Source organism: Solwaraspora sp. WMMA2065 (genome assembly GCF_030345075.1).
GTDB lineage: Bacteria > Actinomycetota > Actinomycetes > Mycobacteriales > Micromonosporaceae > Micromonospora_E.
Genome location: NZ_CP128361.1, coordinates 1,411,284 through 1,426,186 on the forward strand (window position 1 = coordinate 1,411,284; position 14,903 = coordinate 1,426,186).

Below are 14,903 nucleotides of genomic sequence, written 5' to 3' on the forward strand. Positions count from 1 at the left end.
GTCAGCCGTCGCCGCCGGCGAGCGTCGCCGCGTGCCGGCCGGCGACCGCGCAGGCCAGGAAGTACGCGTGGTCGCCAGCCAGGTCCCGGCCCATCGTGCGCAGCGGCACCGGGCTGGCCCGCAACGCCGCGTCGAGACCGTCGGTGGCGACTCGTACCGCACGGTGCCGGCCGGCAGGGGTGACCAGCTGACGCAGCGCGGCCGTGACCTCGTCGGAGATCTCCGCCGGCAGGTCCGCCGGGACCACCAGGTCCGCCGGGGCGAGCGCCACCCGGCCGTACGCGGTGCTGCTGTGGTGCGACAGGCCGCGGTGGCGCGGCCGAGGGTCGGCGGCGGAGATGCGCAGCGCGCCGACCGGTCGTCCACCGAGTACGGCGGCGGCGTTGACCGCCTCGCCGACCCCGACGCCGGAGAAACCCCACCTGGTGCCGGTGCCGAGGTTGCCCGGACCCTGGCAGACCACCGTCACGTCAGCGGCCAGCACGTGCCGGGCCGCCAGCAGCCCGCTGTGCACGGTGGTGGCCTCCAGATCGCCGCCGAAGCACTGGCCCACGGTCACTGTGCCGGCGAGCGTGCCGGACAGCCCGTCGAGGGTCCGGGAGAAGCCGGCGGGCAGTGCCCCGCCGTCGGTCATCACGTACCCGACCCGCAGCCGGGGGCGGTCGGCGAGGACGCCGGCGACGATTGCCGGCAGCGCCGAGTGCAGGTCGGCGGTGACCACCGGCATCCCGGCCAGGTCCTCGGCGTCGGCCAGCACCTGTCGGTGCGGTGACGCCTCCTCGTCGACCCCGCACACGATCGCCTGCAGCGGGGTGTAGCGGGCCTTCACCAGATGCCCGTCGGAGCGGTCCCGCCCGCCCGGCGGGTCCGGCGGCAGCCGGTCCGGCACCGCCACCACCAGGGCGTACCCGCCGGTGCCGAGCCCCATCAGCAGCGCCGAGACGTTCAGCAGCACCCGGTCGCCGGGTTCGGGCTCGCCGACCAGCTCCGGGTAGGCCACCGCGCGTACCGGCTCCCCGTCGACGGCGACGTCCAGTTCGACCGCCCCCCGCCACCGCCGCCGGACCGCGGTGACCCTGCCGTCACGCCATCGCACCATGCCGGGCACGCTAACCTGCGCCCCCGTGCAGCGGCCGGGCGGGGCGGTCGCTGCACCGCCGACACTGCTAGCGTCGTGCCGTGTCCCGCAACCGGACCGAACGCCTGGTCAATCTCGTGATCTGCCTGTTGTCGACGCGGCGCTTCCTGACCGCCGCGCAGATCGCCGCGACCGTACCCGGCTACGAACACGATCCGTCCGACGTCCGTGACCACGAGGCGTTCCAGCGCAAGTTCGAGCGGGACAAGGCGGAGCTGCGGGACCTCGGCGTGCCGCTGGAGACCGGCGCGGCCAGCGCCTTCGACAGCGAACCGGGCTACCGGATCGCCCACCGCGAGTACGCGCTGCCGGAGATCCCGCTGGAGCCGGAGGAGGCCGCCGCGGTCGGCATCGCCGCCCGGCTGTGGCAGCACGCCGGGCTGGCCGCCGCCGCCTCGTCCGGGCTGGCCAAGTTGCGGGCCGCCGGCATCGACGTGGATCCGCAGGCCACCCTCGGGGTGGAACCGGTGGTCACGGTCGACCCGGCATTCGCCGCGTTGACCGCCGCGGCCCGCGACCGGCGTCCGGTGACCTTCGACTATCGGGTGCCCAGCGGCGACACCCCCACCCGGCGACGGCTGCAGCCCTGGGGGGTGGTCTGCTGGCGGGGCCGCTGGTACGTGGTCGGCCACGACCAGGACCGTGCGGCCACCCGCTGCTTCCGACTGTCCCGGGTGGTGGGCGCGGTGCGGCTCACCGGTCGGGTCGGCAGTTTCTCCCCGCCGACCGACGTCGACCTGATCAGTCACGTCGCCCGTTGGTCGGACCCGGTCGAACGTACCGGGGTGGCCACCGTGCTGACCGGGCCGGGCCGGGCCGCCGGCCTGCGGCGCGGCGCGGAGTCCTGCGTCCCGGGCCCCGATGGGGACCGGCTGACACTGCGCTACGCCGAGCCGGAGGCGCTCGCCGGCCAGCTGGCCAGGTACGGCGCCGACGTGCGGGTGCTCGATCCGCCGGAGCTGCGCGAGCTGGTGATCCAGCGGCTGAAGGAGATCGTGGTGGCGCACCAGCCGGCCGGTGCGGAGGTGCGAGGGTGACCACGTCCCGACCGACCGGCTCGCGGGCCTCCGCCGACCGGCTCGCCCGGCTGCTCAACCTGGTGCCCTACCTGCTGGCCCGGCCGGGCGTGGAGATCGCCCAGGCCGCCGCCGACCTGGGCACCACCGCGCGTCAACTGCGGGAGGACCTGGAGCTGCTGTGGGTCTGCGGGCTGCCCGGCTACGGTCCGGGCGACCTGATCGACATGGCGTTCGACGGCGACCGGGTGACGATCACCTACGACGCCGGCATCGACCGACCGTTGCGGCTGACGCCGGACGAGGCTCTGGCCCTGGTGGTGGCGCTGCGGATGCTGGCCGAGACGCCGGGGCTGGCCAACCGGGACGCCGTCGAGCGGGCACTGGCCAAGATCGAGGACGCGGCGGGCGAGTCGGCCGGCGCCCCGGTCGCGGTACGCCTGCCCGGAGACACGGCCCGGCTGGACCGGCTGCGGTCGGCGGCACAGAGCGGCCGGGCGGTACGGATCACCTACTACACGGCGGCCCGCGACGAGACCACCGACCGGGTCGTCGACCCGATCCGGGTGCTCATGATCGGCGGTCGGGGCTATCTGGAGGCCTGGTGCCGGCGGGCCGAGGCGGTCCGGCTGTTCCGGGCCGACCGGGTCGACGCCCTGGTCGAGCTCGACCAGCCGGCCGCCGTACCGCCGCAGGCCGGTCGGCACGAACCCCGGGAGGCCGCGTTCCAGCCGACGCCGGGCCTGCCGTCGGTGGTCCTGCGGGTCGGCCGGTGCGGTCGGTGGATCACCGAGTACTACCCGTGCGAGGACGTCCGGGTCGAACCGAACGGCGAGTGGCTGGTCACCATGCGGGTCACCGATCTGGCCTGGGCCCGCCGGTTCGTCCTCGGGCTGGGCCCGGACGTGACGGTGGTCGCTCCGGTGCAGCTGGTCGCGCAGGTGCACGCGGCCGCGTCCGCCGCGCTTGCTGCGTACGCCGTTCCCGGTGGTGCACCGGCTGCGGACCTGTCCGCTAGCGGCTAGTCTGCTCAGGTGCTGACCTGGATCGTTCTCGCCGTGCTGGGATGCGCGCTGTTGGTGCTCGTCGCGGCGGTCCGTCCGGTGCTGACCCGGTTGCCCGCGCTGCGCCGTGCCGCGCTCGCCCTGCAGCGCCGCCAGGGCGAAGCCGAGGCGTTGGCGGCGCAGGCCGAGCGGTTGCAGCTGCGGCTGGCGGAGATGGAGCAGAGCCTGGCGGCCACCACCCGGCCCGGACGGCCCGGGGACCGGCCGGACAACCCCGGCTGACCAGCCGGTCACGCCGGCCTGGCCTGTTCGGCCAGTGCCTGCGAAGCGCCGGTCAGCGTTGTGCCGTCCGTGGTTGACGGGTCGGTTGATCGTGGTTGAGACTTCACCGACCAGGCCAGATTGACCCGGTCTGGCAGGTGGCGGACCCCGCGAACGCACGTACGATAGGGCTCGTCACCACCCGACGCACCGACTGGAGCTATGCCATGCATGCCCTGAAGCCGTGGCACATCGCCGTACTTGTGGTCGTGCTGATCCTGCTCTTCGGCGCCAAGCGGCTGCCGGACGCGGCGCGGTCACTCGGCCGATCCCTGCGGATCATCAAGGCCGAGACGAAGAGCCTCGCCGACGACGACAAGGACCTCGCCGAGAAGGCCGACGCCCAGCACGGCCGCGCGCCGTACCAGGCCGAGCCGGTGATCGAGCCGACCAGCGTGCATCAGCCGGGCTACCAGCCACCGCCGGCCCCGGCGGCCGATCAGCCGCAGCGCGTCCGCGACGCCAACTGACCGGAAAGGTCTCCTGCCGTGGGCTTCGCCCTGCGTCGGCGCGGTCCGAGCAAGTTCGACCGTGCCTCCGACGGCTCGATGACCCTGATCGAGCACTTTCGTGAGCTGCGTACCCGACTGTTCTGGGCCTCGCTGGCGATCGTCGTCGGGCTGATCGTCGGATTCTTCCTCGCCGAACCGGCGTTCCAACTGCTCAAGCAGCCGTACTGCCAGCTGCCCGGCACTGGCGAGACGACCGCAGACGGCACCTGCCGGGAGTTCCTGCAGCTGTCTCCGGCTGACGGCTTCGTCCTGAAGCTGAAGCTGGCGCTCTGGATCGGCCTGATCGTCGGCGGCCCGGTCTGGCTCTACCAGCTCTGGGCGTTCATCGCTCCCGGCCTGCACCGGCACGAACGCAGATGGGCGTACGTCTTCGTCTCCATCGCGGCACCGCTGTTCCTGGCCGGCGCCATGCTTGCCTACTTCGTCGTCGACAAAGGGCTGGCGTTCCTGCTCGAATCCGGCGTCACCGGCCTGTCTACCCAGCTCGAGGTCACCCGGTACATCTCGTTCGTGACCACGATGATCCTGCTGTTCGGGGTCGCGTTCGAGTTCCCGCTGGTGCTGTTGATGCTCAACTTCACCGGCGTGGTCAGCGCACGCCGCCTGCTCAGCTGGTGGCGCGCGGTGGTCTTCGTCTGCTTCGCCTTCGCAGCGGTCGCCACCCCGGACCCCGGCCCCTTCGGGATGACCCTGCTGGCGGCGTGTCTGGCGCTGTTGTACTTCGTCGCGGTCGGGGTGGCGTTCCTCAACGACAAGCGCCGTGGTCGCGGCAAGGAGGTGTACGCCGGGTTGGACGACGACGAGGCGTCGCCGCTGGACGACGACCCGCAGCCGGTCGCGGTCGCCGAGCGGACCGAGACGGTCACCCCGGTCGTGCCGACCCAGCCGGTGCCGAAGCCGTTGCCGATCGAGCGTCGCTACGACGACATGACGTGACCGGGCCGGCCGGCGGTCCGTCCGCCGTCGTGCCCGGCTCGGTGGCGGTGCTGGCGAACCCGAATGCCGGCCGCAGCCGGCACTCGGCCGTCCTGCCGCTGGTCCGCGAGGCGCTGGCGGCGACCGGTCGGCCGGTGCGGCTGCTGACCGCCGCCACCGCCGACCGGGCGGCGAGCGCCTGCCGGGCCGCGGTGGACGGCGGTGCGGCCGCGGTGGTGACCCTCGGCGGCGACGGCACCGTGCACCTTGCCCTGCAGGCGCTCGCCGGCACCGACGTCCCGCTGGGTCCGGTGCCGACCGGCACCGGCAACGACTTCGCCGCCTGCACCGGTTTTCCGGCCGATCCGGCCCGCGCGGCGGCGGTGATCGCCGCCGCTCTGGCCGTCGGCCGGAGCCGGCCCGTCGACCTGGCCCGGGTGTCCGCACCGGGCCGACCGGACCGGTGGTTCGGCGCGGTGCTGGCGGCCGGGTTCGACGCGGTCGTCAACGAGCGGGCCAATCGGATGCGCTGGCCGGCCGGGCCGCGCCGGTACGATCTGGCGGTCCCGGTCGAGCTGGCCCGGCTGCGGCCGCGCCGTTACCGGATGGTGTGCGACGGCGAGCCGGACGAGTTCGACGCGGTGTTGGTCGCGGTCGGCAACTGCGCCAGCTACGGCGGCGGGATGCGGATCTGCCCAGCGGCTGACCCGACCGACGGCCTGCTCGACGTGGTGGTGGCCGGGCCGGTCACCCGCCGTACGCTGATCCGGATCAAGCCGCAGGTCCGTCGGGGCGGCCACGTCGACCACCCGATGGTGCGCAGTCTCCGGGCCCGCCAGGTGACGATCGACGCGCCGGACCTGGTCTGCTACGCCGACGGTGAACGGCTCGGGCCGCTGCCGGTGACCGTCACCGCCGTGCCGGGAGCACTGCGGCTGCTGTGGTGATCACCGGTCCGGTTCCCCGGTGGCCAGGTCGAGCACGGCGGCGAGTCCGTTGGCCCGGCCCGGGTCGGCCGCCGGCAGCACCAGCGCCGCGCAGCCGGCCCGTACGGCGCCCGCGTCGGCCGGGGTGTCGCCCACCATCAGCGTCCGCTCCGGGTCGACCCGCAGCATCCCGCAGGCCCGCAGGAAGATCGCCGGGTCGGGTTTGCAGCGGCCCACCTCGTAGGACAACGCCCAGGCGTCGATCAGGTCGGCCAGGCCCCAGGCGGCGAAGTGCGGGCGGATGTCGAAGCCGATGTTGCTGACCACGGCGACCGGCACCCCGGCGGCGTGCAGGGCCCGTAGCGTCGCGGCGGTGTCCGCGTACGGCAGCCACCCGTCCGGTCCGAGCAGCCGCTGATAGAGGGCGTCGGCCAGCCCGTCCACCCCGCTGTCGACCGTCGCGGCCAGCCCGGTGTACGCGGCCCGGTGCGCCTGCGGGTACAGGTCGCGGTCGGCCCACACCTCGGCAAGCTGCGCGGGCACCCGGGTGGGCAGCGGCCCGCCGGCCCGGCCGGCGGTCAGCAGCCGGTCGGCGAGGACGGTCGCCCGCCCCCGGTCCAGGGTCACCCCGCACGCCTCGGCACCCTGGACGACCCAGCGGACCGGGTCCTCGACCTGGGCGAGGGTGCCGTGGAAGTCGAACAGGACCGCCTCGACCGGGCGGCGTCGCGGCCGGGCGGCCGGTTCGTACCCGGGACCGGCGGATACGTCGTCGCGGGGGCGTTCGGGATGATCCGGCACGCCTGCACCCTATCGAGCCGGCTCGGCGGCCCGGTAGGTTGCCCTAACCCGAGTGACTGCCGCCGCTGCTCGACCCTCGGCGCCCAGGAGTGACGAGACCCCTGACCGGGACGCCACCGGCCGGCTGCGATTAATCTTGCGGTATGTCGAGCCCCGCCGAGCGGTACGCCGCAGCGCGCCGCCGGGCCGCGCAGGCCGCCGCCTTTCCCTCGCTCGGGGAGTTCACCCTCGATCTCGGTTTCGACCTGGACGACTTTCAACGGGCCGCCTGCCAGGCCCTGGAACGGGGCAGCGGGGTGCTGGTCTGCGCGCCGACCGGGGCGGGCAAGACGGTGGTCGGCGAGTTCGCGGTCCACCTGGCGCTGCGCGCCGGTACCACGCCGGCCGGTGGTCCGCCGCGCAAGTGCTTCTACACCACCCCGATCAAGGCACTGTCCAACCAGAAGTACCACGACCTGGTCGGCCGGTACGGTGCTGCCCAGGTGGGGCTGCTGACCGGGGACAACGCGATCAACGGCGACGCGCCGGTGGTGGTGATGACCACCGAGGTGCTGCGCAACATGCTGTACGCCGGCTCGGCCACTCTGGACGGACTGGCGTACGTGGTGATGGACGAGGTGCACTACCTCGCCGACCGGTTCCGGGGAGCGGTCTGGGAGGAGGTGATCATCCACCTGCCGTCGTCGGTCACCCTGGTGTCGCTGTCCGCGACGGTGTCCAACGCCGAGGAGTTCGCCGACTGGCTGGTCACCGTCCGTGGCGAGACCGAGGTGGTGGTCAGCGAGCACCGCCCTGTCCCGCTGTGGCAGCACATGCTGGTGGGGCGGCGGATGTTCGACCTGTTCCACGACGCCGACGCGGCCCGCAAGCATGACGTGCATCCCGAGTTGCTGCGCTACAGCCGGGAGATGCTGCGCCGGCTGGAACTCGGTGACGGCCGTACCCACGGGCCGGGATGGGGCCGGTCCGGTGGTCGCGGCCCGCGCTGGCGTCCCCCGCTGCGGGCGGACGTGATCGAACGCCTCGAGCGGGAAGGTCTGCTGCCGGCGATCCTGTTCGTGTTCAGCCGGGCCGGGTGCGACGCCGCCGTCGCCCAGTGCCTGGCCGCCGGTCTGCGGCTGACCACCCCGGACGAGCGCGCCGAGATCCGTCGGCTGGTGGAGTCGCGGCTGTCCAGCCTGCCGGCCGAGGACCTGTCGGTGCTCGGCTACTGGGGCTGGCTGGACGGGCTGGAACGCGGTCTCGCCGCGCACCACGCCGGCATGCTGCCGGCCTTCAAAGAGGTCGTCGAGGACCTGTTCGTCCGAGGCCTGATCAAGGCCGTGTTCGCCACCGAGACGCTGGCGTTGGGGATCAACATGCCGGCCCGCTGCGTGGTGCTGGAGCGGCTGGTCAAGTTCAACGGGGAGGCGCACGTCGACCTGACCCCGGGCGAGTACACCCAGCTGACCGGGCGGGCCGGCCGGCGCGGCATCGACGTGGAGGGCCACGCGGTGGTGGTCTGGTCGCCGGAGGTCGATCCGCGGCACGTCGCCGGGCTCGCCTCGACCCGGACCTACCCGCTGCGGTCGAGTTTCCGACCGTCCTACAACATGGCGGTCAACCTGGTCGGCACCGTCGGTTTCGACGCTGCCCGGGAGCTGCTCGAGTCGTCCTTCGCCCAGTTCCAGGCGGACCGGTCGGTGGTCGGCCTGGCCCGGCAGGCGCAGCGCAACACCGAGACCATCGAGGCGTACGGCGTCGAGGTGCGCTGTGACCTCGGCGACTTCGACGCGTACTTCGATCTGCGGGTGGCGATTGCCGACCGGGAGCGGGAGCTGGCCCGGCAGGGTCAGCAGCAGCGGCGCACCGCGGCGGTCGACTCGCTGGAGCGGCTGCGGGTCGGTGACGTCATCCGGGTGCCGTCGGGTCGACGGGCCGGGTTGGCTGTGGTACTGGATCCTGGAGCGGGCGGGTTCGGCGAGCCCCGCCCGCTGGTGCTGACCCAGGACCGGTGGGCGGGCAGGGTGTCGGTCGGCGACTTCACCGTGCCGGCGGAGGTGCTGACCCGGATCCGGGTGCCGAAGCACTTCAACCACCGGTCACCGGCGGCCCGGCGGGATCTGGCGGCGGCGGTGGCCGGCACGGGCCTGGGTCGCCACGGCGCCCGCCGCCGGGGGCGGGCGCGCGGTGACCGGGACGACGACCGGGTGACCCAGTTGCGCGCCGAGTTGCGTCGGCACCCCTGCCACAGCTGTCCGGACCGGGAGGAGCACGCCCGTTGGGCGGAACGCCGGCACCGGCTGGCCCGCGACACCGACGAGCTGCGGGCCCGGGTGGCGGGCCGGACCGGGTCGTTGACCCGGACCTTTGACCGGGTCTGCGGTCTGCTGACCGACCGCGGCTACCTGACACCGGACGGTACGGTGACCGACGCCGGGTGGATGCTGGCTCGGATCTGGACAGAGACCGACCTGCTGGTCGCCGAGTGCCTGCGCCGAAGTGTCTGGGACGGTCTGGCGCCGGCGGAGCTGGCCGCCGCGGTGTCGGTGGTGGTCTACGAGGCCCGCCGCGACGTCGACGAGCGGGCGGCGCTGCCGCGGGGGGCGGTCACCGCCGCGGTGGACGCCACCACCGCGATCTGGGCCAGCCTGGAGGCCGACGAGGCGGCCGCCGGCCTGGAGCCGACCCGGGAGCCGGATCTCGGCTTTGTCTGGCCGATCTACCGGTGGGCCCGGGGCGAGCCGCTGGCCAAGGTGCTGGCCAGCGGGGACAGCCTGGACGGGGAGATGCCGGCCGGGGACTTCGTCCGGTGGGCCCGGCAGGTCGCCGACATGCTCGGACAGCTGGCCCAGGCCCGGGGTGCGTCGCCGCAGCTGGCGCGGACCGCCGCGCAGGCGGTGTCCGCGCTGCAGCGCGGCGTGCTGGCGTACCAGACGACGGGGTGACTGCCGGTCGACGGTCGAACAGCGCACCGTAGTCGCCGGAACCGGTGGTGCGTCACAATGTCGACACGGCCCGGCAAAACAACCGAACGCTCGCTTGCGAAGACCGTTTCCGCTGCTCACCATCGGTCCGGGGAGTACCAGCCTGTGGTTCGGGTCGAAGGGGGCGGACGTGGCAGATATCAATCATTTTGAATACGGCTTCATTACGCCAACGCTGAGTTACGCGTTGTCGGTGCTCGGTTCGTTTCTCGGACTGATCTGCGCCGTGCGGGTCCGAGAGTCGGACACCCCGGGCCGGCGGGCCTGGTGGCTGTCGCTGTCGGCTTTCGCGATCGGCGGCACCGCCATCTGGACCATGCACTTCATGGCGATGCTCGGCTTCAGCGTGGCCGGCACCCAGATCCGCTACGACATCGCGATCACCATCGCCAGCGCGGTGATCGCGATCGCCGCAGTCGCGTTCGGGCTGTTCCTGGTCGGCTTCGGCCGGCCGTCGCTGGTGAAGATCCTGCTCGGCGGGGTCATCACCGGCTTGGGCGTGGCCGCGATGCACTACACCGGGATGGCCGCGATGCGGCTCAACGGCGACATCGACTACGCGCCGGGACGGGTGACCATCTCCGTGGTGATCGCGGTGATCGCGGCAACGGTGGCGCTGTGGCTGGCGGTCACGGTCCGCCGGCCGCTGGCGATGACCGGATCCGCGCTGCTGATGGGTGTCGCGGTCAACGGCATGCATTTCACCGGCATGACGGCGATGTCGGTACACCTGCACGAGCCGACCGGAGTGCTCAACGGGGCGACCGCGGCAACCCTGCTGGTACCGATCGGCGTGGCGGTGCTGCTCGTGGTGATCGGCCTGGTGTACGCGGTCCTGTCCGCCCCGACCGAGGAGGACCGGGCGGCGGCGGCGTACCTCGACGCGCGGATCGCCGAGCGGCGTAGCACCCCACAGCCACCGACCCCGGCCCGGCCGAACGGGTTCACCCCGCTACGCAGCGGCTCGAACACCGGCGGTGAACAGAACGCGTCGAGCCGGTCAGGCGGGTTCAACGGGTTCAACGCCTGACCCGCTAGCGTCCGCACCGCCGGACCCGCCGGCGCCCCGTGCCATCGCGTCGACCAGCCGCCGGCAGGAACCCGCGAGGTTCCACCGGTCCGCCAGCTCCATCAACCGGTCGGGGTCGGTCGGTGCGGCGGGCAGCCGCACCGGTTCGACCGCCAGATCGAGGTCCCTGGCCACCCGTACCACGGTCGGCGCGACCGCCAGGTAGTCGCGGGCGGCCGCCAGCCGGGCCCGCAGACCGGGAGCGAACCCGGACCGTGGGTCGTCCAGTGCCGTGACCAGCCCGGCAAGATCGCCGTACCGCTGCAGCAGCCGCGCGGCGGTCTTGGCGCCGACGCCCGGCACTCCCGGCAGGCCGTCGCTCGGGTCGCCGCGCAGTGCGGCGAAGTCGGCGTACCCGGCGGGCGGTACGCCGAAGCGCTGCTCGACGGCCGCGCCGTCGCAGTCCTCCAGCTTGGCCACCCCCCGACCGACGTAGAGCAGCCGGACCGGGTGGTCGTCGTCGACCAGCTGAAACAGGTCCCGGTCGCCGGAGACCACCTCGACCGGGCCGGCCTGGCGGGTGGCGAGCGTGCCGAGCACGTCGTCGGCCTCATAGCCGGCCACGCCGACCGCCGGCACCCCCAGCGCGGACAGCACGTCCAGCAGTACCGGCAGCTGCGGCACCAGGGTGTCCGGGACGATCTCCCCGCCGGTGGGTGCCACCCGGTGTGCCTTGTACGACGGCAGCAACCGCACCCGCCAGGCGGGCCGCCAGTCGTGGTCGAGGGCGCAGATCAGCCGCGCCGGCCGCCGCCGGGTGATCAGCGCGGCAAGCATGTCGAGGAAGCCGCGTACGGCGTTGACCGGTTCGCCGTCGGCGGTGCGGGCGGCGGACTCGGGTACCCCGAAGTACGCCCGGAAGTACAGGCTCGGGGCGTCGACGGCCAGCAGGGGGTCGGGTGGGTTCACGCGCTACAGCCTCGCACAGCCCGGTGACACCGCTGGTTGTCCGGCACGACCGTCGGGCTGGTGCGGCAGGCTGCCGACATGAGCTTCCTGCCCGGCCTGGAGCTGAGCCGCCGGTTTCACCACGCGGTGGTGGCGCCGGCGATCGCCGCCCGGTTCCCCCGGCTGCGCTACGCCGCGGCCCGGATGGACACCGGTTCGGAGCTGTTCGGGTTCGACACGGAACGCTCCCGCGACCATGACTGGGGTCCGCGGGTGCAGGTGTTCCTCGACTGCACAGATGCCGGCCTGGCCGACCAGGTGTGCGCCGCCGTCACCGAGGACCTGCCAGCGACCTTTCTGGGCTTCCCGACCAGGTTCGCGCCAGACGCCGACCGCACTCTGGGCGTGCCGGCGCTCGACGGCGCCCGGCACGGGGTGACGGTGACGGACGTGTCTGCCTGGTGCCAGCGGGTGCTGGGCTTCGATCCGGCCGACGGGCCGGGCCGGCTGGACTGGCTCGCCACCCCGACTCAGCGGCTCGCCGAGTTCACCGCCGGGGACGTGTTCCACGACGCCCTGCCGGACGTGGTGGCCCGGTCGGCCGGACCGACCGGTGGGCTTACCGGTCGCCGCGCGGTTCTCGCCTGGTACCCACCGGACATCTGGCGGTACGTGCTGGCCGCGGCCTGGGCCCGGGTGGCCGGCGAGGAGCCGTTCGTCGGCCGGTGCGGTGAGGTCGGCGACGAGATCGGCGGCGCGGTGGTGACCGCCCGGATCGTGCGGGACCTGATGCGGCTGGCGCTGCTGGTCGGCCGCTGCTACCCGCCGTACCACAAGTGGCTGGGCAGCGCGTTCGCCCGGCTTCCGGACGACGACGGGCTGTGCGCGACGTTGGCTGCGGCGTTGTCGGCGACCGGGTGGAGCGTGCGGCAGCGGCGGCTGTGTCAGGCGTACGAGCTACTGGCGGTGCGGACCAACCAGCTCGCGCTGGCCGCGCCGGTGGAGCCGACGGTACGGCCGTTCCGGGACCGGCCGTACCTGGTGCTCGACGCGGACAGGTTCGCCCGGGCCCTGTGGTCGGCTATCGGTGACCGCGAGCTGCGGGCTTTGCCGGTGCTGGGGGCGGTGGATCAGGTCGTCGACCACACCGCGCTGCTCACCGATGTCGCGCGGACCCGAATGGTGATGGGTCGCGTCTTGGGACTGGACCACGACGGGACGCGGCCAAACGAACGTTAAGCTTGCTGGGTGTCGATCGATACCGCCGGCCCGCCACCGTGGGCCGGCGCCGGCCCGCTCACCATCCTGGAGCGCACCCACCATGACCGTCGAACGAGTCCTGCCCACGCCCGAGGCGTACGACCTGATCGAGTTGGCCACCGAGCTCGCCGACCGGGAGTTGGCCGGCCGGGCCGCCGACTTCGAGGCACGGGCCGAGTTCCCCCGGGAGGTGGTCCGCACTCTCGGCCGGGCCGGCCTGCTCGGCCTGCCGTTCGCGGAGTCCGACGGCGGCGCGGGCCAGCCCTACGAGGTGTATCTGCAGGTGCTGGAGGTGCTGGCCAGCCGTTGGTTGGCGGTCGCCGAGGCGGTCAGCGTGCACACGTTGTCGTGTTATCCGGTGGCCGAGTACGGCACCGACCAGCAACGGAAGCTGTTGCCGGAGATGCTCGGCGGTGAGCTGCTGGGTGCGTACTGCCTCAGCGAGCCGCAGGGCGGGTCGGACGCGGCGGCGCTGACCACCCGGGCGGTTCGCGACGGCGACGACTACGTGGTGACGGGGACGAAGGCGTGGATCACCCATGCCGCGGTGGCCGACTTCTACAACGTCTTCTGCCGCACCGGCGGACCGGGCACGCGGGGCATCTCGTGTCTGTTCGTCCCGGCCGGCACTGCCGGCGTGCTGGCGCAGCCGGCGGAGCGGACCATGGGTCTGCGTTCCTCCCCGGTCGCCCAGCTGGTGTTCGACCAGGCCCGGGTGCCGGCGGACCACCTGGTCGGTGCCGCGGGTACCGGCTTCGGTGTGGCGATGTCCGCACTGGCCGCCGGCCGGCTGGGGATCGCCGCCTGCGCGGTCGGGCTGGCCCAGGCCGCGCTCGACCACGCGGTCGGCTACGCCCGGCAGCGGGAGCAGTTCGGCCGGCCGATCATCGACCTGCAGGGCCTGGGGTTCCTGCTGGCGGACATGGCCACCCAGGTGGCGGCAGCCCGGGCGGTGACCCTGGCCGCGGCCCGGTTACGCGACGCCGGTCGGGCGTACGCCGTCGAGGCGGCCAAGGCGAAACTGTTCGCCACCGATGTCGCGATGAAGGTCACCGTCGACGCGGTCCAGGTGCTCGGTGGGTACGGTTACGTGGCTGACCATCCGGTGGAGCGGTACCTGCGCGAGGCGAAGGTGCTGCAGATCGTGGAGGGGACGAACCAGATCCAGCGGGTGGTGATCTCCCGGGCACTGGCCCGGTGACGGTAGGTTTCTCGCCGTGGAAGAGACTGATCGGGCTATCGTCGCCGCGCTGACCACCGACGGCCGGGTGTCGTACACCGAGCTGGCCGAGCGGGTGGGCCTGTCGGTGTCGGCGGTTCATCAGCGGGTGCGCAGGCTGGAGCAGCGCGGGGTGGTCAACGGCTACACCGCCCGGGTGTCGTACGAGGCGGTGGGGCTGCCGTTGAGCGCGTTCGTCGCGATCCGGCCGTTCGACCCTTCCCAGCCGGACGACGCCCCGGAACGGCTGTCGCATCTGGCGGAGATCGACTCCTGCTACTCGGTGGCGGGGGAGGACTTCTACCTGCTGCTGGTCCGGGTGGGGAGTCCGGCGGACCTGGAACGGCTGCTGCAGGAGATCCGTACGGCCGCGAACGTCACCACCCGGACGACGGTGGTGCTGTCCACCCCGTACGAGTCGCGTCCACCAAAGTTGGTCTGAGTCTGAACGGGTCCTGACTCTGCTGCCGCTTGTCCCCTGCCAGGACTGCGAGACCCAGCCCTTTCCTATCATCCTAGGACGCGCTAGACGCTGTGCCCAGCATCCTCCTACACAGCCGCAGGCACGCACCAACCCCCGTACCGTTTGAAGCCCACCACGCCGGGCATGCAGGAAGCACGGACGGAAACCGTCCGGTCAGTACCGCGATAGGAGTGATCGACCATGGGCATGACCGACAAGGCACGCAACAAGGCCGAGGAGCTCAAGGGCCAGGCGAAGGAGCGCTACGGCGCGGCGACCGACAACGAGCAGATGCGGGCCGAGGGCGCTGCCGAGGCGAGCAAGGCCCGGACCAAGGACGCGGGGGAGCATGCGAAGGACGCCGGCCGCGACGTACGGGACGCGTTCGGCGGCTGACGAGCAGCG

At 73.1% G+C, this 14,903-nt stretch carries 15 protein-coding genes; 12 read left to right on the forward strand and 3 right to left on the reverse strand.

What is annotated here, in order from left to right; all coding sequences use genetic code 11:
• Position 1 precedes the first annotated feature (1 nt).
• Entirely contained in the window at positions 2 to 1,099 is a 1,098-nt protein-coding gene (locus tag O7610_RS06495; protein ID WP_289212812.1) for a DUF3866 family protein, read from the reverse strand.
• Between the two features lie 80 nt (positions 1,100 to 1,179).
• Here O7610_RS06495 and O7610_RS06500 point away from each other — a divergent pair, with 80 nt between their 5' ends.
• From O7610_RS06500 to O7610_RS06525, 6 genes are all read left to right on the forward strand, one after another.
• Entirely contained in the window at positions 1,180 to 2,175 is a 996-nt protein-coding gene (locus tag O7610_RS06500; RefSeq protein ID WP_289212813.1) for a helix-turn-helix transcriptional regulator, read from the forward strand.
• Positions 2,172 to 3,179, forward strand: a complete 1,008-nt coding sequence (locus tag O7610_RS06505; RefSeq protein WP_289212814.1) for a helix-turn-helix transcriptional regulator — start codon at positions 2,172 to 2,174, stop codon at positions 3,177 to 3,179. Before O7610_RS06500 ends, O7610_RS06505 begins: the two co-directional genes overlap by 4 nt.
• Positions 3,180 to 3,188: 9 nt before the next feature.
• Positions 3,189 to 3,440 (forward strand): hypothetical protein, encoded by a 252-nt coding sequence (locus tag O7610_RS06510; RefSeq protein WP_281554824.1) that lies wholly within the window; start codon positions 3,189 to 3,191, stop codon positions 3,438 to 3,440.
• Between the two features lie 206 nt (positions 3,441 to 3,646).
• Complete coding sequence (gene tatA, locus O7610_RS06515; protein WP_123601527.1) at positions 3,647 to 3,949, forward strand: Sec-independent protein translocase subunit TatA; 303 nt, start codon at positions 3,647 to 3,649, stop codon at positions 3,947 to 3,949.
• 18 nt (positions 3,950 to 3,967) lie between these two features.
• The gene (gene tatC, locus O7610_RS06520; RefSeq protein ID WP_289212815.1) at positions 3,968 to 4,927 is read left to right on the forward strand and encodes a twin-arginine translocase subunit TatC; all 960 of its coding nucleotides are present in this window, start codon (positions 3,968 to 3,970) and stop codon (positions 4,925 to 4,927) included.
• Positions 4,924 to 5,853 (forward strand): diacylglycerol kinase family protein, encoded by a 930-nt coding sequence (locus tag O7610_RS06525; RefSeq protein ID WP_289212816.1) that lies wholly within the window; start codon positions 4,924 to 4,926, stop codon positions 5,851 to 5,853. Before tatC ends, O7610_RS06525 begins: the two co-directional genes overlap by 4 nt.
• On the opposite strand, the gene O7610_RS06530 is transcribed toward O7610_RS06525, so the two are convergent.
• Positions 5,854 to 6,633 (reverse strand): HAD family hydrolase, encoded by a 780-nt coding sequence (locus tag O7610_RS06530; protein WP_289212817.1) that lies wholly within the window; start codon positions 6,631 to 6,633, stop codon positions 5,854 to 5,856. It lies immediately after the preceding gene.
• Between the two features lie 143 nt (positions 6,634 to 6,776).
• On the opposite strand from O7610_RS06530, the gene O7610_RS06535 reads away from it, so the two are divergent.
• Together O7610_RS06535 and O7610_RS06540 are read left to right on the forward strand one after the other, a co-directional pair.
• A complete protein-coding gene (locus tag O7610_RS06535) occupies positions 6,777 to 9,560 on the forward strand; it encodes a DEAD/DEAH box helicase (protein WP_289212818.1) in 2,784 nt (927 codons plus the stop codon).
• A 169-nt stretch (positions 9,561 to 9,729) separates the two neighbouring features.
• Positions 9,730 to 10,629: an MHYT domain-containing protein gene (locus O7610_RS06540; RefSeq protein ID WP_289212819.1), complete on the forward strand. Its 900-nt coding sequence runs from the start codon at positions 9,730 to 9,732 to the stop codon at positions 10,627 to 10,629.
• Here the strand turns inward: O7610_RS06540 and O7610_RS06545 are convergent.
• Complete coding sequence (locus tag O7610_RS06545) at positions 10,600 to 11,577, reverse strand: 5'-3' exonuclease (protein ID WP_281554830.1); 978 nt, start codon at positions 11,575 to 11,577, stop codon at positions 10,600 to 10,602. The genes O7610_RS06540 and O7610_RS06545 overlap by 30 nt on opposite strands.
• A gap of 60 nt (positions 11,578 to 11,637) precedes the next feature.
• On the opposite strand from O7610_RS06545, the gene O7610_RS06550 reads away from it, so the two are divergent.
• The 4 genes from O7610_RS06550 (at position 11,638) to O7610_RS06565 (ending at position 14,894) form a co-directional block, all read left to right on the forward strand.
• Positions 11,638 to 12,795, forward strand: coding sequence for a DUF4037 domain-containing protein (locus O7610_RS06550; protein ID WP_281554831.1), 1,158 nt, complete (start codon positions 11,638 to 11,640; stop codon positions 12,793 to 12,795).
• Positions 12,796 to 12,877: 82 nt separating this feature from the next.
• The gene (locus O7610_RS06555) at positions 12,878 to 14,017 is read left to right on the forward strand and encodes an acyl-CoA dehydrogenase family protein (RefSeq protein WP_281554832.1); all 1,140 of its coding nucleotides are present in this window, start codon (positions 12,878 to 12,880) and stop codon (positions 14,015 to 14,017) included.
• A gap of 16 nt (positions 14,018 to 14,033) precedes the next feature.
• Positions 14,034 to 14,477 carry an Lrp/AsnC family transcriptional regulator gene (locus tag O7610_RS06560; RefSeq protein ID WP_281554833.1) on the forward strand — a complete coding sequence of 148 codons (444 nt, stop codon included), beginning with the start codon at positions 14,034 to 14,036 and terminating at the stop codon, positions 14,475 to 14,477.
• A 228-nt stretch (positions 14,478 to 14,705) separates the two neighbouring features.
• A complete protein-coding gene (locus O7610_RS06565; protein ID WP_475053674.1) occupies positions 14,706 to 14,894 on the forward strand; it encodes a CsbD family protein in 189 nt (62 codons plus the stop codon).
• Positions 14,895 to 14,903 lie beyond the last annotated feature (9 nt).